Annotated in this window: 19 protein-coding genes; 5 read left to right on the top strand and 14 right to left on the bottom strand. The window is 42.4% G+C overall.

What is annotated here, in order from left to right; genetic code table 11:
* Positions 1–3: 3 nt before the first annotated feature.
* Together ppnN and PNC201_RS19480 are read right to left on the bottom strand one after the other, a co-directional pair.
* Positions 4–1347 carry a nucleotide 5'-monophosphate nucleosidase PpnN gene (gene ppnN, locus PNC201_RS19485; RefSeq protein WP_102058102.1) on the bottom strand — a complete coding sequence of 448 codons (1344 nt, stop codon included), beginning with the start codon at positions 1345–1347 and terminating at the stop codon, positions 4–6.
* A gap of 103 nt (positions 1348–1450) precedes the next feature.
* A complete protein-coding gene (locus PNC201_RS19480; RefSeq protein WP_102058101.1) occupies positions 1451–2983 on the bottom strand; it encodes a GGDEF domain-containing protein in 1533 nt (510 codons plus the stop codon).
* 178 nt (positions 2984–3161) lie between these two features.
* Between PNC201_RS19480 and PNC201_RS19475 the strand changes: the two genes are divergently transcribed.
* A complete protein-coding gene (locus PNC201_RS19475; RefSeq protein WP_102058100.1) occupies positions 3162–4940 on the top strand; it encodes a M61 family metallopeptidase in 1779 nt (592 codons plus the stop codon).
* Between the two features lie 91 nt (positions 4941–5031).
* On the opposite strand, the gene PNC201_RS19470 is transcribed toward PNC201_RS19475, so the two are convergent.
* The 12 genes from PNC201_RS19470 to hisG all read right to left on the bottom strand — a co-directional run bounded on the left by PNC201_RS19470 (position 5032) and on the right by hisG (position 15571).
* Positions 5032–5580, bottom strand: a complete 549-nt coding sequence (locus PNC201_RS19470; protein WP_010605483.1) for a YkvA family protein — start codon at positions 5578–5580, stop codon at positions 5032–5034.
* Between the two features lie 195 nt (positions 5581–5775).
* Positions 5776–6537, bottom strand: a complete 762-nt coding sequence (locus PNC201_RS19465; protein ID WP_102058099.1) for a glycosyltransferase family 25 protein — start codon at positions 6535–6537, stop codon at positions 5776–5778.
* 116 nt (positions 6538–6653) lie between these two features.
* Positions 6654–7445 (bottom strand): dermatopontin-like protein, encoded by a 792-nt coding sequence (locus tag PNC201_RS19460; protein ID WP_010605481.1) that lies wholly within the window; start codon positions 7443–7445, stop codon positions 6654–6656.
* Positions 7446–7838: 393 nt separating this feature from the next.
* Positions 7839–8339, bottom strand: a complete 501-nt coding sequence (locus tag PNC201_RS19455; protein ID WP_010605480.1) for a hypothetical protein — start codon at positions 8337–8339, stop codon at positions 7839–7841.
* Between the two features lie 219 nt (positions 8340–8558).
* Positions 8559–9170 (bottom strand): bifunctional phosphoribosyl-AMP cyclohydrolase/phosphoribosyl-ATP diphosphatase HisIE, encoded by a 612-nt coding sequence (gene hisIE / locus PNC201_RS19450; protein ID WP_102058098.1) that lies wholly within the window; start codon positions 9168–9170, stop codon positions 8559–8561.
* The gene (gene hisF / locus PNC201_RS19445; RefSeq protein ID WP_102058097.1) at positions 9167–9940 is read right to left on the bottom strand and encodes an imidazole glycerol phosphate synthase subunit HisF; all 774 of its coding nucleotides are present in this window, start codon (positions 9938–9940) and stop codon (positions 9167–9169) included. The genes hisIE and hisF overlap by 4 nt, the downstream gene beginning before the upstream one ends.
* On the bottom strand, positions 9922–10656 hold the full coding sequence (locus PNC201_RS19440; protein WP_102058096.1) for a 1-(5-phosphoribosyl)-5-[(5-phosphoribosylamino)methylideneamino] imidazole-4-carboxamide isomerase: 735 nt from the start codon (positions 10654–10656) through the stop codon (positions 9922–9924). The genes hisF and PNC201_RS19440 overlap by 19 nt, the downstream gene beginning before the upstream one ends.
* Before the next feature lie 10 nt (positions 10657–10666).
* Positions 10667–11257, bottom strand: a complete 591-nt coding sequence (gene hisH / locus PNC201_RS19435) for an imidazole glycerol phosphate synthase subunit HisH (protein ID WP_102058095.1) — start codon at positions 11255–11257, stop codon at positions 10667–10669.
* Positions 11254–12315 (bottom strand): bifunctional histidinol-phosphatase/imidazoleglycerol-phosphate dehydratase HisB, encoded by a 1062-nt coding sequence (hisB, locus tag PNC201_RS19430; protein ID WP_102058094.1) that lies wholly within the window; start codon positions 12313–12315, stop codon positions 11254–11256. The genes hisH and hisB overlap by 4 nt, the downstream gene beginning before the upstream one ends.
* Positions 12312–13379, bottom strand: coding sequence for a histidinol-phosphate transaminase (gene hisC, locus PNC201_RS19425; protein WP_102058093.1), 1068 nt, complete (start codon positions 13377–13379; stop codon positions 12312–12314). The genes hisB and hisC overlap by 4 nt, the downstream gene beginning before the upstream one ends.
* Positions 13372–14667 (bottom strand): histidinol dehydrogenase, encoded by a 1296-nt coding sequence (hisD, locus tag PNC201_RS19420; RefSeq protein ID WP_102058092.1) that lies wholly within the window; start codon positions 14665–14667, stop codon positions 13372–13374. The genes hisC and hisD overlap by 8 nt, the downstream gene beginning before the upstream one ends.
* A gap of 4 nt (positions 14668–14671) precedes the next feature.
* The gene (hisG, locus tag PNC201_RS19415) at positions 14672–15571 is read right to left on the bottom strand and encodes an ATP phosphoribosyltransferase (RefSeq protein ID WP_102058091.1); all 900 of its coding nucleotides are present in this window, start codon (positions 15569–15571) and stop codon (positions 14672–14674) included.
* Between the two features lie 336 nt (positions 15572–15907).
* On the opposite strand from hisG, the gene PNC201_RS19410 reads away from it, so the two are divergent.
* From PNC201_RS19410 to tsaB, 4 genes are all read left to right on the top strand, one after another.
* Complete coding sequence (locus PNC201_RS19410; RefSeq protein ID WP_010605471.1) at positions 15908–16153, top strand: hypothetical protein; 246 nt, start codon at positions 15908–15910, stop codon at positions 16151–16153.
* 387 nt (positions 16154–16540) lie between these two features.
* Positions 16541–17092 (top strand): inclusion body family protein, encoded by a 552-nt coding sequence (locus PNC201_RS19405; RefSeq protein ID WP_102058090.1) that lies wholly within the window; start codon positions 16541–16543, stop codon positions 17090–17092.
* A gap of 547 nt (positions 17093–17639) precedes the next feature.
* Complete coding sequence (locus PNC201_RS19400) at positions 17640–19478, top strand: ATP-dependent DNA helicase (RefSeq protein WP_102058089.1); 1839 nt, start codon at positions 17640–17642, stop codon at positions 19476–19478.
* Positions 19468–20154, top strand: coding sequence for a tRNA (adenosine(37)-N6)-threonylcarbamoyltransferase complex dimerization subunit type 1 TsaB (gene tsaB / locus PNC201_RS19395; RefSeq protein WP_102058088.1), 687 nt, complete (start codon positions 19468–19470; stop codon positions 20152–20154). The genes PNC201_RS19400 and tsaB overlap by 11 nt, the downstream gene beginning before the upstream one ends.
* The last annotated feature ends 42 nt before the right edge of the window (positions 20155–20196 follow it).

Raw genomic sequence — 20196 nt, 5'->3', positions numbered from 1 at the left:
ACTCTAAGCTTTAATTTTATAACACGGTATATATTTGCTCCCAGGTAGCTTCATTCGCCCCTGAGCTACAAATGCACCCAACAGCTTATCCATATCGGCCATCAGTGATTTATCACCACTTAATTCATACGGACCATGCTGTTTAATTGCTGTAATACCTTCATCCTTCACGTTACCGGCAACAATACCAGAAAAAGCACGTCTTAAGTTAGCAGCCAGTAATTGTTTTGGTTGCTCTAGGTGTAAGTCTAAGCTCGACATATTTTCATGCGTTGGTGCAAATGGGTGCTGAAAATCATTTTCAATCTTTAATGTCCAATTAAAGTAATAGGCATCACCTTCAGACTTACGATACTCGCGCACCGTTGCCATCGACTGTTTGAGCTTTTTGGCTACCAGCTCTGGATTGTCTACGATAATTTCAAACTTAGACAGAGCTTCTTTCCCAAGTGTTTTTTCAATGAAAGCACTGAGTTCTTCAAAATATGCCGCTGACTCTTTAGGGCCAGTTAAGATCACAGGTAAGCATTGCTTTTCATTTTCTGGATGTAACAAAATACCCAGTAAATAAAGCAGCTCTTCAGCTGTTCCAGCACCACCTGGGAAAATAATGATGCCATGCGCAATACGGATAAAAGCTTCAAGACGCTTTTCAATATCAGGCAAAATCACTAATTCATTAACAATTGGGTTAGGCGGTTCAGCGGCTATAATACTGGGTTCGGTAAGGCCTAAATAACGGTTATTCGAGATCCGTTGCTTAGCATGGCCAATTGTTGCCCCCTTCATCGGGCCTTTCATTGCACCCGGTCCACAACCAGTACAAATGTTTAGGCCGCGAAGACCGAGTTGATAACCCACTTCCTTGGTGTATTTGTATTCAACTTCATTAATTGAATGGCCGCCCCAACAGACAATCATGTTAGGGTCTTTATTCACTTCAAGCGCATCAGCGTTACGCAGCATGTCAAAAACCATATGGGTAATTTCTACCGGCGATTTATTTTCACCGTAATATTTTTGACAAATAAAAAGTATGTCGCGGATCACGGAAAATATGTGCTCATGGATACCGGTAATTATTTGACCATCGACAAAAGCAGACTCGGGGGGATTGCTTAACGCAATTTTTATTCCTCGCTCGCGTGCGAGTAGCTGAATATCAAAATCTTCGTATTTATCGTAGATTTCAGAGCTGGAATCGGTATGACTACCTACATTCAATACCGCCAATGCACAATTTCTAAAAAGCCTATATCTCTCACTTGTGGTTGACTGCTGAAGTAAATCGACTTCCAATCTTGATAATAAGTTAAGAACCCCAGTTGGGTTTAGCTCTACTTGCATAGGCTTACTCCTTGTTTGTAATGCGCAGCGAATTGGTATAACTGAACAAAGCGGGGACGAGTATAATGTCTCGCAACTCAGCCTTTACCCAAGTTAACTCTATTTACTTAAAACACAATCTATCTCGCCCGCTATTCTTCGCTTCATAAAGCGCTGCATCAGCTCGGTCAAAAGCACTCAACGCAGTGTCCCCTTTGACAAACTGAGTAGCACCGAGAGAAATCGTAATTTCGACTTCTTTTTCTTTAAATTTGAATGGTATAGATTTAATGACTTGCCTTACTTTTTCAAGCGGTTTTTGCGCATGAGTCAGCGGCATACCTGGCATTAGCAAAACAAATTCCTCACCGCCGTAGCGTGCGATAAAATCGCTTTTCCTAATAGACTTTTTAAGGGCTCGTGCGATCACTTGCAATGTTTTGTCGCCCGCACTATGACCATAACGGTCGTTGATAGATTTAAAGTGATCAACGTCGATAACAACCAGCGTCACATCTGAGTCGTTTATCTCAAATAGGTGCATTTCATGGGTTAGACGCTCATCGAAAGCTGCTCTATTTGGTAACTTAGTTAAGCTATCCAATAGGCTTTTGAACTTTTGTTCGCTGAGTCGCTTTTTATAATTTGAAACTTTGGACTCTAAGGTGTTGATACGATTATTAATTGCATCAAATGAGTCAAGCAGCGCCTCACGCTCATTTTTTTCGAGCTTTTCACGCTCTATCAAATCAGCACTCAGTAGTTTCAACTCGTTGTCGACCAAGGCTTTAAGCTCAGTTATTGAGCTGGCGTTTTGGGTTTGCTGATTTAAGTTTTGAATTTTTAGTTCTATTTTATTGTTTAACGACTGTAGTTCTTTAGATGTTGATTTTGAACGCGCCGTTGTTTCAACAATAGAGCGATGTAGCTCTTCCAGTGTTTGATTCAGTGAAACCAAAAAACCTTGTGCGGATTGGCGCTCTTTGGCAATCGTTTGCGCAATAATTTTAATGATTTCTGTCGCTGCTGAATATAGATTATCTAAACTGTTGTTTTCCGCAACGCTTGCGCGGATCTCTTTAACCTTTTCTATTACTTCATCTTCGAAAATTAATTCGTTGATCAAAGCTTGAAGTTCAGCAGCTAGTTCTGGGTGGTGGCTATGAGATGTTTCTTCTGTAATTTCTACTTTTGATTGTAAAACCGTATGGTAGATAGAAACCAAAGACTCTAACGCGGGGATGTAAGCATTAGTAGAGTTGATATCTTCAAGTTCTACATCCAATAAATGACGCAATTTTCTGCGCGACTCATCTGGTAATCCCTTGAGCTTCTGCAGTAACTTTCCGCTTTGCTGAATTGCCGTTTGCAATGCTTTTTGATTATTTGAATTGGTCACTTCTTGTGACTTTAGCGGCTCGGAAATTCCATCGATAAAAGGCACAAGCAGCTCAAAATCGACGCCTTTATTAAGTGCAATACGAAATTTAGCTAACTGATTATCAAGTGAAACATCTTGCCCTTTGCAGGCTAAGGATAACTTTGCAGCAAACTGAGTAAGGAGTTCTACTTGTTGTTTTCTTGCATCCTCAAGCGTTTTTCTAGCCTCTATGGCTTGCTTTAATTTCTGCTCGAGCATTAAGGCATTGTCAGTCACAGATTTCCAATCATAAAATAATCTCTTAGTTACCAAGTCTACAACAAATTACGCTGTTATGCGCGGAAATTTAACGTGGTAATGTATCGGAGTTTGCTGTTTACTCATCGATATTACTTAGCGTGTAAGTCGCTGATTTGGTAAATTGATTTTATCTCGAATTACCGATACAAAAATAATGAAAAAAAGCCTTATTGCCTTAGCATGTGCAGCAACATTTAGTGCTTATGCTGACGTTGACTACCGTATTTCAATTACACAACCGCAGCATCACCTTGCGGAAGTAGAAGTTAAATTTCCAAAATCCTCACAATCAAGCATTGATGTGCAACTTCCAGATTGGCGTACAGGTCGCTACGAGATATTGGATTTAGCCAACGGCGTACGCTTTTTTGACGCCAAATCTCAAAGCGGGCAATCACAAAAATGGGAAAAAATTGATAAAAACACATGGCGCGTACACCTTAGCGAGCCTACCGAGCTGACGGTTAACTATCAGGTTTATGCCAATGAGTTAGGTCTTCGAGCCAGACACATAGATGACACCCACGCGTTTATCGATGCATCTGGCTTTTTGATGTTTAGTGAATCTTTCAGATCAGAGCCTGTTTCTGTTGAACTCAATGCACCTAAAGGCTGGCGCTCAGTCTCCGGTATGGAGTTTGCCGATTCAAAAAACAGTTTCAAAGCCGATAACTATGACATATTGTTAGATTCTCCTATTGAGACTGGTATTAATCAGCTGCACAAATTTGAAGTGGATGGCCGTAGATATGAACTAGTTATTTGGGGCGAGGGCAACTATGACGTTGACCAAATGCTAGCCGATCTTAAAAAACTCGTTCAAACCGGCACGCTCATTTGGCACGATTATCCTTATGACCGTTATGTCTTTATGGTGCATGCAACCAGCGGTGCACGAGGGGCAACAGAGCACTTAAACTCGACGATTATTCAAAGACATAGAGACAGTTTTAAAGAAAGAGATGACTACATTGGTTTTATCTCTACAGCCGCACATGAATTCATCCACACGTGGAATGTCAAAAACTATCGTCCAGCAGGCATGGTTCCTTATGATTACGTAGCACCAAATTACACGGATTTGTTGTGGCTAGCAGAGGGCTCAACCAGCTACTTTGAGGATTATTTGCTGCTAAGTGCAGGGATCACCACCAATGACGAATATCTTAAAATGCTGACTAAGCGTGTTAATCGTCATTTGAAAACTCCTGGTCGTCATGTTCAGTCGGTTGCTGCAACGAGCTTTGATAAATGGATCAATCAAGGTGGCGATCATGGGATAAATTACAGCACCAATATCTATTCAGAAGGTGCGTTGGTGTCCATGGCACTTGATATCGACTTACTCGAAAAATCAAACGGAAAAATTAGCTACCGTGACGTTCATAAAGCACTTTACCAACAGCATAAATTGCCAAATAGCTTCACCAGTGAAGATGTTAAAAACATCCTAAAAGTGCTTACCGGTCAAGACTACAATACTTGGTGGAATGAATATGTTGATACACCAGCGAACATAGATTTTGACACATTACTCGACAAAGTAGGACTTGTTTATGATTATCCTAAGTCAGCAAAAGTGATTGCAGGCTTAGATGGTATGGCAAGACAAAAGGGTGAATTACTGGAGCTGACCCATGTAGCTCGAGATGGAAATGCATGGCAAGCGGGGCTAACAGCAGGCGACCTTATCGTTGCATTTGATAAGCACCATGTTCGTAAAGATTTAAAAGCGAGCTTAGAAAACTTCAAGCCAGGTCAAACAATCACGGTAGATTTTATCCGTCGTGATAAGTTGATGAATACGAAAATCAAGCTTGACCGCGACCATGATAAGCCTAAAAAGATAACATTTACGCCTAACCCATCAAGCGAGCAAGCGTTACTTTATAAAGCGTGGATGGGGGTTTCTCACCCAAATGAAATAAAATAATGGCAATCAAAAAGGGCTGATGATTATCAGCCCTTTTATAGTCCACAGCCCTAAGCTAAAAAGCAATTAGCTAAACTTAGGGCAACTTAACCTACATAATACGAGAGAAGAAACGTGAACGGTTTTTAGAGCGACTTCTACGCATAGAAGAGCGGATCTGAGAGCGCGTGCCCGCGAGCCAGCTTTCACGATCTACCTTAGCGTTATCACCACGTCTTGCTTCTTCAGTTGCTCTAAAGCCACAGAATTCTCTGTATGCTTTTAAGTCTAGCGACAGTTCTTGTAACACAAGTTCAATCATAATCGCATCATCGACATAGCCTAATACTGGGATATGATCTGGAACGATATCTTCTGGTTCACTGAAATAAGCAAGAGAAGCCATGATTTCACGCTTTTCATCTTCTGGCATTTGCCATTCTTCGTCTAACACTGCGTCAATTAGCGTTTGTAACGAAATCAGACGAGTGCTAACAAATTCAGGAAGGTTGGATTTTTCCATCGTTGCCACTAAATTACGCGCTTTAGCTATAATTTCGGCATCACTCACATCGCCACTTTTCTCAATAGCAGCTTTCATCATTCCACGGAAGTGTTCAAGATCTGAATCAGAGAGTTCAAAGTTGATTTCTATAGACACGTCTGTGCTCCCTCAACGTTGTTATTATTAATGGTTTAAGCAAAAAGTTAAACTTATTGCAATAATCTTAGATACTAGCACATCTTTTTCAGAAGTCTTCCCATAAATTACACTTTTAACACGAATTTTTCTCTATTCCGTACAAGTATAAAACCCATTGTTCAAAAGGCGTACAGCGGCTTTCGCATCATATAACTAGAAGTGTTGCTGATAGCGTTTGAGAACCAGTCCGCGATAAAACTTGTTTTTTATAAACTTATTTATCTGAAGCAATTGTTTACGCCAAAAATACCGCTTTGCTCCTGTAACACTTGGAGCTCTATCTATGGTACTCGCAAACTTTTCACCATGACTAACAGGACAAGGACTCATTACAAATACACTGAGCTGTTTTTCCCAAAAATGTTGATAATCAATATCTATAGGCCTACCGAAAGGAGTTGACTTAGATAATATTTTCTTCGCCCCCTCAAAACTTACAAGCTGAGCGACGGTTCCGGCGGGTACTTTATTTTGCATAAATAACGATAACGATTTATTTAGCGGAAAGCTTGCAATCGGAGTGCGTTTGTTCTTCGGAGATTGGAATAGCTTGATCATATCCCAACCAAATGGCAATGAAGTAATCAGTTGGTCTATCTGTGCTAAGTCGTGGTGGAGTTGAAAATCATCTTCAAAAATAAAAGCATAGGGCAATTCTAACTCAACAATTTTTTCAAGTGCTTTGATATGACTTAGATAACAACCTATTTCACCCAAGGTTAAAGGGCGAAAATATTGCTTAGCGTTTTTTAACTTACAATAGCTCGTATCTATAACGTCTGCGCTCAGCTCTGCGCCTTTTACAGCGCTAATCCTTTCAAAGGGTAGAGAGAACTTATCAAACTGGAAAGTAGACTCCTTGAGTCTATCAGTGCAAGAATCTAAATTGATAAGAAAAATATTCGGTTTGGTCACGATAACTCTTAAATCCGCTAACTAATTACATTATGAGTGTGCGACTTTTGTATGACAATGAAATGACCAAATTCTGACATGAGAGTAGGGTATCAACCCTACTCTAAAGGAAATTATTACCAATCACTCGCAGCTGAGCAGTAACTCACTGCAGTTTGACGGTCTTCCGTTCTGTTATCATGGCGACTTGACATGCCGATGATTGCACCATTACCACCTAATGTCCAAGGTTGGTCGTAGCCTGTGTATTGTGTTGTAATACATGATTCAGCGAATAGTGCAGCGCCTGCGCTAGAGGTTGCCATAGATGCGCAATTAAAGTTAAACAAGCGGTCTTCTGTACCATTATCGTGACGACTTGACATTCCGACAAAGAATTGACCATTAGGACAAACAAAGTTAAACGCTTGATCGTATGAATTTACGTAACCGCTCCACTTAGTCGTTTTACGATAAATGCGACTACCACTATCCGTTGTAAATTTTGCACAGACTAAGCTAAAACGTCTGTCTTCTTGCTTATCTTGGTGGTAGCTTGAAATTGATTTAATAAACATATTACTTGGACAAGTGTAAGTAAATGCTTGGTCAAAATCATTTAAATACCCCGTATTGAGTTCACTATAAACACGTAAGTTACCACCAGCTAGCGTTGAAAAATCACTGGCAATTTCAGTGCTCTCAGTTTTCGCTAATTTAGTCTCAGTAACGTCATAACCTGAAACATCGTTATTAGTTTCTATTAGCGCAATTATCTCATCTAAATTCTTAGCTTGAGAAGCGGGGATCTCATATACACTGCCATTTACTGTATACTCGAATGGCTTAGCTTGTTCATTAGCAGAAGCAGGAGTGCTAAGCATTGCAACAGAGAAGGATAGAGCTGAAAGCTTTATTAATGTGTTCATCTTAATTCCTTTAAAAATAGTAGTTAATTTAGCGCCAACAACAAAAATAGCATCTGAATTAAACGCTACCTTTTCTTAATAAACAAGCTTTTTTATTAACACAAAAAACCAAAGAAATGCATAATCAACATCAATTAAATACAGACTGTTGCAGATCCCAACTCCGCTCAAAATACATACAGCTTATTTTTTCTAAATTTGTATCGCGTTACACCACAATTACTATTCACTATTTTTATATAAAAGACGCTACGCGAAGCGACATTAGAATCGAGTAAAGCAACAATGAAAAATTTATTAACGCTTAAACAGACAAAGTCAAGGGGATTGCAAACGAGGAATCCTAGGGTGGGATAGGGCAGAAGAAGCACAACACTTCTCCGTATTTTGTATTTATTTTTCAGTCACATTAAACGAAACTATCCATGGCGAGACTTTATCGAGGCCTTTGCCCAGTTCAATTGCAATTTTGCTAGTAGAGCTCGGCGAAGTAATGTCCGTACGCATTAGCTGGCCACTCTTTTGGCTATCACCAGCCCAAGAGTGATCTAAACATTGCCTTGCTAGACTCTGTGCATAGTTATGGATTTTTACTGCGTTTTCGTACTCTTTGAACTGCTCAGAACAGGTATATTTTGATTTTCCACTAGCGCTTTCTATAATTTGGCATTTATTGCCAACTAAATGTGCCTTAGCCTGCCAAGAGTTAATTAACTTTGCGCCGACTTCAGCACCTTTAAGCGCTGAAAACCCTGTGGATGATGCACTTAGAAGCGTATTAAGTTTCTCGCAATTAGACATATCATCGAGCTTTTCTTGTTGCTCTGGGGTTAATGTTGAACATCCGGCAGCTGTCAATCCTGCCAGCATTAGACCAAGTAATCTTGTTTTCATAAACCGTTCCATACTGTTCGTAGTAGCACCATTAAAGTTAGACTAATATTTTGCCACTGCATAGTTGTAAGACTATGAGAAGTTTACCTTATTTATATGAACAGGAGTTGATCTAATTACAGGTTTATCCCAATTTTACTAAGCTGGCTTGTTTCGTCACGATGTCTGGAACAAGCCAACGAAGGGATAGACGAAATGATTACTTACCCAAAGCGAAAATTACTTATGCCTATCTTTTAGCGTACTGACCACCTCACTGAGTGTAAGGCCCTGCCTCTGAAGTAAGACAATGAGGTGATACAGTAAGTCTGCGGACTCATTGAGCAACTCTTCGTTGTCGTTTTTCATCGCCGCAAGCGCCACTTCAACCCCTTCTTCTCCGACCTTTTGACAACTACGACTTAAGTCTTTAGCAAATAAAGAGGCGGTATAGCTGCTTTCAGGTGATGCATTTTTCCTCTGGGCAATCACTCGCTCAAGCTTTCCTAAAAATGCAAGCTCTGGCATGGTTTCCGCAAAGCAGCTTTCGCTGCCAAGGTGGCAAGTTGGACCTTGCGGCTTTGCGTAAATCAGCAGGCTGTCTTTATCACAATCGGTATGCACTTCCACCAAGGTCAATACATTGTTTGAGGTTTCACCTTTGGTCCAAAGGCGCGATTTTGAACGCGAATAAAAAGTAACGAGTTGCTTTTCTAGCGTCGCCTCAAGAGCTTCTCTGTTCATAAAGCCTTGCATCAACACTACCCCGGTTAATACATCTTGTACGATAGCGGGAATGAGTGCTGATTTATCAAAATCTACTTCTGCTATGTTTTGTTTATTAATAATCATTGTCGTGCCGCCACATCATTATTTATTAAGAACTGCTTGAGCTTTGGAATGTCAATCACGCCTTTATGGAACACACTTGCAGCCAAGGCGCCATCGACATTAGTTTGTTTAAATACATCAACAAAGTCTTGCATACTACCCGCGCCGCCAGAAGCGATAAGAGGCACTTTACACAGCGCCCTAATCGCGCTGAGCTGCGCTATATCATAGCCATTACGCACGCCATCTTGATTCATACAATTAAGTACAATCTCTCCAGCGCCAAGGTCTTGAACTCGTTTGACCCATTCGTGCGTTTTGTATCGAGTACGACTTGCCGCATTCGGATCGCCAGTTAACTGGTATACTAAATATTCCTGAGTTTGCTTATCATAGAAGCTGTCTACGCCGACAACCACACATTGCTTACCAAATTCGTCATGTAACTCTTTAATGAGTTCAGGCCTTGCAATGGCAGGGCTGTTAATCGAGATCTTATCTGCGCCTTGCTCAAGCACTCGAGCCGCATCAGCCACTGATTTAATCCCACCAGCTACACAAAATGGTATATCGATATGTCTGGCAATTTCAGCTACCCAATTGACATCGAGTAAACGCTTTTCTACGCTAGCACTGATCTCATAAAACACCAGTTCATCAGCACCTGCCTCACTATAACGCTGGGCGAGATCAAGAATATCACCGACGACTTCATGGCCTTGGAATTTAACGCCTTTGACCACCTGACCGTCTTTTACGTCTAAACAAGGAATTATGCGTTTTGATAGCATGTTAGAGCCTCCTCAACGCTAAATACACCTTCAAGTAGCGATTTGCCAAGTATTACTCCACCTACTTGTTGCTTTGCAAGCCGTGCAATATCGTCAAGAGAGCTCACGCCCCCTGATGCTTGTACTTTAATTGCGCCGTTATGTTTAGTGATGTCTTCGTATAATGCAAACGATGGACCTGTCATCGTGCCATCCTTACTGATATCCGTACATAAGAAATCACTCACACCTTGCTCAACATAAAAATCTAACAGCTCGAATAGATCGCTTTTCGCATCATTTAGCCAGCCGTGAGTGGCAGGAGACCAGCCGCTTTCGGTTTTGTTAACATCAAGTGCAATCACGAATTTGTCGGCGCCACATGCTTTAATCCACGCAGCAACTTCTTGCTGTTTATCTACCGCCATTGAGCCAATCACCACTTGGGCAGCTCCGGCATCTAACCATTGCTTTACGTCGTCAATACTGCGAATACCACCGCCTACCTGAAAGGGAACAGATAAAGCCTTAGTCGCCGCTTGGATAGTGCGCCATTGCTTTTTGCTCGGGTCACGAGCGCCTTCTAAATCCACCAAATGTAGCTTGGCAGCACCTGCATTTTGGTATTCAAGTAAACGCTCAGCTAAATTAAATGGGTAAAACTGTGCGGTTTCGTACTTGCCTTGATACAAACGAACAATATTGTTCTCTAATACATCTAAAGCGGGAATAATCATTGTTCGTCCTTTATAGCTGCCAATTAATAAAGTTTTGTAAAAGCTGCGCGCCAACCTTACCGCTGCGCTCTGGGTGAAATTGCATGCCGGCATAATTGTCATTTGCGACAATCGCAGAAAACGCTTGACCGTACTCACCCGAAACCAGTGTCGATTGATTGATGGTATGCGCAAAACTGTGCACGAAGTACACTTGGTCTTGTTCACTGAGCCCTGTAGTGAGCGCATGGGGCTTCACCACACGAAGATTATTCCAGCCCATGTGCGGTGCAGTTAACTCGTTAGTCTCTAATAACTCAACCTTACCCGGAATGCGACCTAAGCACGGAATATCCCCTTCTTCAGTCGACTCACAAAGCAGCTGCATCCCTAAACAAATCCCCATCAAAGGCCGTTGATAATCGGCTATTGCGTCTGCCCAGCCTTGCTCATTTAAGCGCTTCATTGCCACATTGGCGTGGCCGACGCCGGGTAAAATGGCTCGTTCAAAGCGGACTAATTTCTCAGGTGCAGTGATCACTTCAGGCGTGACACCAAGGCGCTCAAATGCAAAACGCACTGAGTTAATATTGGCACAACCAGTATTAATAATTGCAATCATAAACACCCCTTAGAACTTGCCATTTGCTGTGACGCATCCGCTGCAATTGCCATACGAATAGCACGAGAAAATGCTTTGAATAAGCCTTCAACTTGGTGGTGGGCATTACCTTCGCTTACGCTCAAAATTAAACTCACTGCCGCATTATCCGCGAAGGATTTAAAGAAATGCTCAACCATTTGAACATCCAAGTCGCCCACTTTATCTCTTGTAAAGTCAGCATTAAGTACAAAAGACGCGCGTCCAGATAAATCCAACTGACATTCTGCTTTACATTCATCCATCGGCAGCGCAAAGCCATAACGTGCGATTTGTGATTTTGTGCCAAGCGCGGTCTTAAAGGCCTGACCAAGGGCAATCCCGATATCTTCTACAAGGTGGTGCTCGTCTATATGTAAGTCACCTTTCGCCTGAATATTCAGGCCAAGGTTAGCGTGAGTTCTGATCTGATCTAGCATGTGGTCGAAAAAACCAAGCCCCGTTGAAATCTCTCCATTGGCTTGTTGGTCCAGATTTATCGCTACCGAAATCTGCGTTTCTTTGGTATTTCTGGCAATTTGTGCGCTGCGATTTAAGGTGGTTAACTGCGTCACAATAGCAGGCCAGTTATCTTTGTAGAGAATACCTTCAATGCAGAGGTTTTCTGCAAGCTGAATATCGGTTTGCCTATCGCCAATAACAAATGATTTGCTAAGGTTCACTTTACCTGAACGCATCAGTTCAGTGAGTAATCCTGTTTTAGGTTTGCGACATTGGCAGTTGTCTTCGTCAAAGTGAGGACAGATCAGTACTTCTTCAAAACGGATCCCTTGGCTTGTTAAGATTTGCATCATTTTATCTTGAGGCGCATCAAAATCAGCTTTAGGGAAGCTATCTGTACCGAGACCATCTTGGTTAGATACCATCACTAGCTTATAACCAAACGACTGCAGTTGTAATAGCGCTGGGATCACATTGGGTAATAGTGCCAATTTCTCTAGGCTATCCACTTGTTTATCGGTTATTGGCTCTTCGATAATAGTGCCATCGCGGTCGATGAATAAATAGGGGGCGCTCATGATACTTCCTCAGTGACTTGGCATTGTTTCAGCCAGTTTTCTACTTGTTTTAATTCCTGCTCATTGCCGATAGAGATCCGCAGCCAGTTGTCCTCGCCAAACAGCACAAATGGCCGCATGATTAACCCCTGGCGCATCGCTTGCTCCACAAACTGTTTGTCGGTTAGCTGTAAAGTAACAAAGTTGCCTTCGCCGCATAATATTGCGCTTACGAACTCGCTGTCTTGTAGCCATTGTATAAGCTTCTTTTTTGCTAGGTTCAAAATAGAGACTTGCCGGCGCATCTGCGTTATCGCATCTGACGTTAACGCTGTTGCTGCTATTTGTGCCACGACTGTAGAAACAGGGTAGGGCGCAATCACTTTTCTCACCGGTGCCAATAGCGCTTCACTCGCTAACATAAAGCCAACGCGCAGTCCTGCCAGTGCAAACGCTTTAGATAGCGTACGCAGCACAACAACGTTTGAGAACTCTTTGATAAGCTCGACACAGGTTTGTTCTTCACAGAACTCAATATAAGCTTCATCAACGACCACGATTGCTCGGCCTTTAAGCTTATCAGCAAGTGCAGCGACTTTGCTGGCAGGTTGTATTGCGCCAGTTGGGTTATTTGGATTACACACAAATACCAATTTAGCGTCACCAATTGCACTGATGAGTGAACCCACATCGTTATTAGCAAGCTGCGCTTGGCTTAATTCATTAATAGCGATGTTGTGGGTGTCTGCCGTTACTTTGTACATACCATAGGTAGGGGTAAAGATTGCAATGCTATCTTTGGCCGGTTCACAATATGTGCGTACTAATAACTCAATGCCTTCATCGGCTCCACGCGTCATCAGTACATTTGTTTGCTCGACCTTAGCGTAGCCTGCATAGGCATCAATTACCGCTTGAGGTTGCGGATCTGGATAACGGTTTAAGTTATCAAAGCACATTTCAAGCACACGAGCGTATGGACTTTCATTGGCATTGAGCCACGTGGTGCCGGTCAACTTTGCACTCTTTGCAGAGCTGTAAGCCTTAAGCTTTTCAATGTTATTTGGTAACGCAATATTAGTCATTATTATTCTCCGACCTCACTTTAACGGCGTTCGCATGTGCATCTAGGCCCTCAGCTTGTGCCAAAGGTAAAATGGCAGAGCGCAAACCACGAAGGCCTTCTTTTGTGATGGTTTGTACTGTGTAAGCCTTATAGAAATCCATCAGATTTAAACTTGAGTAGGTTTTTGAATAACCATAGGTTGGCAATACATGGTTGGTGCCAGACGCATAGTCACCTGCTGATTCTGGCGTATAGTCACCAACAAACACTGAGCCTGCGTTTTTTACTAGCGGCAGGAAACGCTCTGCATCTCTTATCTGTAAGATTAGGTGTTCTGGCCCATACTCTGCTGAGATTTCAAATGCTTGCTCTATGCTCTCAACTAAAATCAGCGTGCTGTTTTTAAGCGCAGCTCTGGCAATATCAGCGCGACTAAGCTTGCTTAGTTGACGCTCGATTGCAGCTTCAGTTTCTTCGATAAGTTGACTGTCAGACGCCAATAATATGACTTGCGAGTCTTCCCCATGCTCCGCTTGAGAAAGTAGATCGGCGGCGATAAATTCTGGATTAGCGCCCTTATCTGCAATCACTAACACCTCCGAAGGGCCTGCCGGCATATCAATCGCAAGTCCTGGCACTGACTGAGAAAGCAGCTGTTTTGCCATTGTGACAAAGCTATTGCCTGGACCAAAAATTTTGTTCACTTTTGGTACGCTGTTAGTACCTAGCGCCATGGCAGCGATTGCACCTGCACCACCACATTCAATCACATCCGTAACGCCACACAGTTTAGCCGCATACAAAATCGCAGGATGTATTTGGCTACCGCCTTTAACCGGCGTCGCCAACACGATTGGTTTTGCACCACTTAGCTGCGCACACACGCCTTGCATCAAGACAGAAGAAGGCAGTGGCGCGCTACCACCTGGCACATATAAACCCACGGCTTCTATCGCTTGATATCTGAGCTCGCAGGTCACGCCTGGCTGAGTCTCAATTTTCTTGCTTTGTGGTAACTGCAACTGGTGAAACTTCTTAATGTTGCTATACGCTTGGTCAATAGCACTTTTAAGTTCAGGTGTTAACGCAAATTCGCTTTCAATAAGCTCTGATCCTGTTACCCGTATTCTTGGATTAATACGTGCGTCGAACTGCTCGGCATAACCAAGTAATGCGTTGTCGCCGTTGCGAGCGACGTTATCAATTATCTTTTCAACTGCTGCTTTTACTTTATCGCCCACTTTGACCGCAGGACGGCTCAAGCATTCGCTGCGTTGCTCGCTGGTGGCTTGCTGCCAATCAAACATGCTGTTACTCCATCATCTTTTCAATTGGCATGACGAGAATAGAGTTAGCACCGAGCGCCTTTAACTCTTCCATTGTCTCCCAAAATAGGGTTTCAGAGCTAACCATATGAAGTGCAACATATTCATCACTGCCAGCAAGTGCAAGTAAAGTTGGTTGGCCTGTACCTGGAAGTAATGCACATACTTCATCTAACTTATTCTTTGGTGCATGCATCATGATGTACTTGCTTTCTTTTGCTTGTTTCACCCCTTTAAGGCGTGGCATTAACTTATCGATAAGCGCAAGCTTACTTTGGTCAGTCAATGCTGAATTTTGAATGAGGCAAGCATTAGATTCTAAGATGGTATCGCCTTGCATAAGGCCATTAGCCTCAAGCGTTGCACCGGTTGATACTAAGTCACAAATGGCGTCAGCAAGGCCTGCTCGAGGTGCTACTTCTACCGAGCCCGTTAACATGACCACGCTAGCATCAATGTTCTCACGCTTTAGATATTGCTTTAAAATCTCAGGGTAGGTGGTTGCGATGCGTTTGCCGTTAAACCACGCTTTATCCTGTTGACCTAGCTCTTGTGGCCACGCCAGTGCTAAACGGCAAAAGCCAAAGTCCAGTCTTGAAAGTTTAGTGACTTCAGCAAACTGCTCGTTGCGAACACGCTCAGCTTGAGCTTCTTCTAACACGTTTTCGCCGACAATGCCTAAATCACAAACGCCGTCCATTACAAGGCCGGGAATATCGTCATCACGTACTCTAAGTACATCAATAGGCATGTTGGTAGAGTGGGCGATCAAACGCTGTTCACGTAGGTTTAGTTTTACACCAAGTTGTTTGAGTAGGGCTTGACAATCCTTTGAAAGACGGCCTGATTTTTGGATTGCGATTCTTAAACGGTTGCTGTTGCTCATTATTTATTTCCTAATTCTTTAAACGAAAAACCCCGAGGCGGAACCTCGGGGCGAAATAAACTTTGACTATACTTTTTGCTTCGCCGGAGGTTCCTTTAAGGAATAACCCACCAGCGAAATACCTGACAGGTTATCCCGTATGATGATGGTGATGATGAATTGCTGTCAGTGTTATTAGCATGATGTTACCTTTGTAATATATCTGCTGTTCAAAAAGTTCATTTATAGATAAACATAATTTTGTTCTACTTGGCAATCATTTTTTAACGCAAATTAAAGAATAGCTTATAACAGCCGATAATAAGTAAGATCAACAATAGGTTAGTGGAGAAATATATGGATGCGTTTAAACCGTTTTTAGGCCCAATCGTACGGCTAGATGTAACTCATAAGTCTGCATTTCATGTAGCTGGTGTGCAGCACTATAAGATTGAAAAAGTTAAGAAAGATTTAAAAACCGAGATCGAACTTAAACGCCAAGCTGCTGAGCATGAAAAAATTAAAGAAAGCGAAGATGAAGAGGATGAGGAGGAAAAATCTCACGAAGAACATAAAGGTGAGAATCTAGATACATGGGCGTGATCGTAAAATGTTTTGTTGCGTCTGTTAGTTTAAACTCACTTCACCTCGGTGCCAATACATTTCCAGAACTGGTAAAGATATTTTTCGTCTTCGCAATACTTAGACCAGAAAAACTGCCGCCTTTCAAAAAGTTAGTAACCGCTACCCCCAACCATATTAAAAAATAAGATATTTTGTTTATAAAGGTGTAATGCCGTGTAATTCAAATCTAGCATTTTCACACCTATGTTTATAAACGAAATGGTGGCTAGGATAAAAATTCTAGGCCGTAAATCCATTTTAAGTTAAGTGAAAGAAAGTGATTCGATGATATGGTGAATGTGCAGGACGCCACAAGAGAGGGATCACTAATTTCTTGTAAATTTCATCCGATAGGAGAGGAATGTCATGTCAACATTAGAAGCATCTTCAGAAAGCATTAATGTGCTCATTGTCATTGATACAGAGTACGTGAAAGCGCATTACCCCCACCCAAGCCAAGACCAAAATAATCCCACACCTATAGATCATAACAGTGAGTTTATGATTGCTTCAGATCCCAGAGGCATTGTTAGTGGACAAGGTACTGCGGTACTAAACTTTAGAGCAAACGCTGGGGACAATGTTTCCTTTAGCGGCACGTCGATTTACGGCAACGCCGATGATGCAGTGATTATCTACGGGATCAAACAATTTGGTGGTACTCAGGTATTTAACACGTTTGTGACTAACAGCGTAAATCGCACTGAAGCAGCAGTTCCAAATGTTAATTCCGGCAACAATAATGGTTTACCAGCGGCGCATGTAAGCACAAACTTTATGACGCTGGATTCTAAGGTGCGAAACTCAGGCACTGAAAACTTTCAAGTTCAGTTTGCGTTATATACGCTTAGTTCAGATGGTCAAAGCCAGTCGCTTTTAGGATATTATCAATGGGATCCAACCATCACTGTTAGCTGAACAAAGTAACTGTTGACCAAAATAGACTTATTTTGTACATATTTAAGCCGTGTAGCTATACCGCACGGCTTTTCCCTCAATCTTTATGCTCAACAAATTTCACTAGGGCCAGTAGCCACCACGTCAAGCCAAAGCTAATTTAACCTGACCGTTCACCATTTTACACTGGAGAAATAACATGCCGTATAAATCAGTAAAGAACCTTATAGCTTGATTCGTTGTAGGTCTGTCTGTGCTCGCGTTAGCCCCTGTGTTTTCCTGATAGTATAACTGTTTTAGTATTTTATTTAAGCACTGCGCTTCTCCTCATTTGCTTGTTTACCATTTCTTCAGCTAATCACCGCAACTTTTAATTGAAGGCAATCATTGTTGGTGTCGGTATGCTGGTTTTGAATGATTACTTGCGATTTGGTGCTTAGCCACATACAATTTCGCGACCTGTCTGTTTGTAAACTACATTACTTTGGCTGTATCTACGACTTTCTCTTCTACGGGGCCTTTAGCCCAGCACTTCCCAGGCTATCAACCAAGGCAGCCCCAAATTGATATGGCTATTGCAGTAGAAGAAACCATACAAAATGGTGGACAATGCATCGCCGAAGCTGGAACAGGGACGGGGAAAACGTTTGCTTATCTCATTCCTGCCTTTCAGTCTAAAGGTAAAGTCATCGTCTCAACCGGCTCTAAGGCCTTGCAAGAGCAATTATTCCATCGTGACGTGCCAACCCTAAAAAAGGTGCTTGGCAGTGGGGAAAAAGTCACTTTGCTAAAGGGTAGGGCCAATTACCTTTGCCCTTATCGTTTATCACAGCATTTGAGCCATGTGCCAACCGACGACCCAGATGTTATGCACCAACTTGCCATGGTTGCAAAGTTCGCTTCTGAAACACACAGTGGAGACTTAGCCGACTGTGTGGGTATCGAAGAAGACGCAAAGGTATTACCCTACGTTACCTCAACTGCAGACAACTGTTTAGGGAAAGAGTGCCCAGACTACGAAGACTGTTATATCCGAAAGGCAAGATTAAAGGCAGTCGATGCCGATGTTGTGGTGATCAACCATCATTTATTTTTTGCCGATATGGCCGTAAAAGATTTAGGCTTTGCGGAGCTAATGCCAACCGCGGATAGCTATATCTTCGATGAAGCACATCAATTACCAGAAATAGCCAGTGACTACTTTGGTGAGACTATCAGCACTAAAGCTTTGCAGGCGCTTATTAACGATTTAAGGGTGATCTACCGTTCTGATATTCCAGATATGTTGCAACTTGGCAAAACACTCAATAAATTGGAAACCAGTGTCGCCGATTTGCGTTTGGTATTTGGTGGCGATGGTGCCCGTGGTGATTGGCGTGAGGCGCTGGCGAATAAACCAATTTGCGATGCCATGCATCGAGTGATAGCTAACTTAGACTTTCTCTATAAAGTGCTCAAACTTTGTCTGGATAGAAGTGAAAAAATAGAACACCCATTTGAAAAGGTCATGACCTTTAAAAATCAGTTTGAACGTGCCTTTGATACCAGTCAAACTGGATTTAGTTACTGGTTCGAAACCACAAGGCGCTTTTTATCTATTCATATCACGCCGCTTGATGTATCAAGTAAGTTTGCACAAATTGTCAAAACCACTGAGGCAAGCTTTGTATTTACCTCCGCTACCTTATCCGTTGATAATTCCCTTGAGCACTTTAGTCGTAGCTTAGGACTCAAACCGACCTCACAATTTATTGTTGATAGCCCATTTAACTATAAGCAGCAAGCCTTGCTTTGCCTGCCACGCTATTTGCCAGAAAGCCGTGACGACTTAATGCCACATGCGCTGGTAAAGCTTGCAAAACAGGTGATTGAAGCTGCAAAAGGGCGTACATTTTTACTCTTTACCAGTTATCGCGCGATGCATTTAGTCTACGAAGGGCTGAATACGGCACTGCAATATCCCATTTTTATGCAGGGTCAAGCATCGAAACGGATAATTTTAGAGCAATTTATTCGGCACGGTAACGCCGTACTACTTGGTACGGCCTCCTTTTGGGAGGGGGTGGATGTGAGAGGTGAGACGTTGAGTTGTGTTGTCATTGATAAACTACCATTTGCTTCACCAGATGACCCTTTGTTGCAAGCGCGCATGCGAGACGCTGAAATGCGTGGATTAGAACCCTTTGATGCAATACAACTCCCCCAAGCTGTTATCGCGTTGAAACAAGGGGTTGGACGGCTAATTCGTGATGCTAACGATAAAGGTGTACTGATTATTTGCGATAATCGCTTAGTTACGAGAAAATACGGCCAGACGTTTTTAAGTAGTTTGCCCGATATGTCTCGCACGAGAGACTTAAACAAGGCAATCCGATTTTTAGAGAATATTGATAAAAATGAAAAATAACCTGTTGGCCATAGACGCCTCCACCGAAGCACTCAGTATTGCATTGCACTATGAAGGCAAGTTTATTCGCCACTTCGAGGTTTGCCCACAGCAGCATAGCCAAAAGATACTTCCCTTAGTTGAACGTATTTTACGCGAAGCCGATATCACGCTTAGTGAACTTGATGGCATTGTGTTTGGACGTGGGCCGGGCAGTTTTACTGGGGTTAGAATAAGTACAGCGGTTGCGCAAGGCTTAGCTTATTCTTCAGGTCTTAAGTTGGTTGGCGTTTCAACTTTGCAGGCGATGGCGCAACAAGCATACATGGAAACAGGTAAATCCAGTGTAGTGTCAGCAATAGATGCACGTATGGGTGAGATCTACTTATGCCAATACAACGGCGAAACTCGTGGTGTTATTCAACCGAGCACCGAAGAAACAGTTATTAAACCTGAAAATATCGATTTTACATCAACTGGCGCGGCCGGTGTTGGTACAGGGTGGCAAACATTCTCAGAGCTTGCCACACAGCTTGACTGCGAAATCATTGACAATATCACGTTACCGGATGCTTATTACATGCTGTTTATAGCCGACGATAGTTTCACACAAGGCTTATCTGTGGATGCAGCTGACGCCCAGCCGCAATATGTAAGGGATACTGTGACGTGGAAAAAGTTGCCAGGTCGAGAATAAAGGCGTATTTTTATACAAGCACTTCGTATTTATTGAGCTAAA

The sequence above is a fragment of the Pseudoalteromonas sp. NC201 genome (assembly GCF_002850255.1).
Taxonomy (GTDB): domain Bacteria; phylum Pseudomonadota; class Gammaproteobacteria; order Enterobacterales; family Alteromonadaceae; genus Pseudoalteromonas.
Note: the sequence above shows the minus strand (reverse complement) of the source record. Positions and strands in the feature narration are given on the sequence as shown.

What these genes read in the sequence shown, in the direction of transcription:
- ppnN (WP_102058102.1), bottom strand. Translation starts at nt 1,347, where the DNA reads ATGCAAGTAGAGCTAAACCCAACTGGGGTTCTTAACTTATTATCAAGA.
- PNC201_RS19475 (WP_102058100.1), top strand. Translation starts at nt 3,162, where the DNA reads ATGAAAAAAAGCCTTATTGCCTTAGCATGTGCAGCAACATTTAGTGCT.
- PNC201_RS19460 (WP_010605481.1), bottom strand. Translation starts at nt 7,445, where the DNA reads ATGAACACATTAATAAAGCTTTCAGCTCTATCCTTCTCTGTTGCAATG.
- PNC201_RS19455 (WP_010605480.1), bottom strand. Translation starts at nt 8,339, where the DNA reads ATGAAAACAAGATTACTTGGTCTAATGCTGGCAGGATTGACAGCTGCC.
- hisIE (WP_102058098.1), bottom strand. Translation starts at nt 9,170, where the DNA reads ATGATTATTAATAAACAAAACATAGCAGAAGTAGATTTTGATAAATCA.
- hisF (WP_102058097.1), bottom strand. Translation starts at nt 9,940, where the DNA reads ATGCTATCAAAACGCATAATTCCTTGTTTAGACGTAAAAGACGGTCAG.
- PNC201_RS19440 (WP_102058096.1), bottom strand. Translation starts at nt 10,656, where the DNA reads ATGATTATTCCCGCTTTAGATGTATTAGAGAACAATATTGTTCGTTTG.
- hisH (WP_102058095.1), bottom strand. Translation starts at nt 11,257, where the DNA reads ATGATTGCAATTATTAATACTGGTTGTGCCAATATTAACTCAGTGCGT.
- hisB (WP_102058094.1), bottom strand. Translation starts at nt 12,315, where the DNA reads ATGAGCGCCCCCTATTTATTCATCGACCGCGATGGCACTATTATCGAA.
- hisC (WP_102058093.1), bottom strand. Translation starts at nt 13,379, where the DNA reads ATGACTAATATTGCGTTACCAAATAACATTGAAAAGCTTAAGGCTTAC.
- hisD (WP_102058092.1), bottom strand. Translation starts at nt 14,667, where the DNA reads ATGTTTGATTGGCAGCAAGCCACCAGCGAGCAACGCAGCGAATGCTTG.
- hisG (WP_102058091.1), bottom strand. Translation starts at nt 15,571, where the DNA reads ATGAGCAACAGCAACCGTTTAAGAATCGCAATCCAAAAATCAGGCCGT.
- PNC201_RS19410 (WP_010605471.1), top strand. Translation starts at nt 15,908, where the DNA reads ATGGATGCGTTTAAACCGTTTTTAGGCCCAATCGTACGGCTAGATGTA.
- PNC201_RS19405 (WP_102058090.1), top strand. Translation starts at nt 16,541, where the DNA reads ATGTCAACATTAGAAGCATCTTCAGAAAGCATTAATGTGCTCATTGTC.
- PNC201_RS19400 (WP_102058089.1), top strand. Translation starts at nt 17,640, where the DNA reads ATGGCTATTGCAGTAGAAGAAACCATACAAAATGGTGGACAATGCATC.
- tsaB (WP_102058088.1), top strand. Translation starts at nt 19,468, where the DNA reads ATGAAAAATAACCTGTTGGCCATAGACGCCTCCACCGAAGCACTCAGT.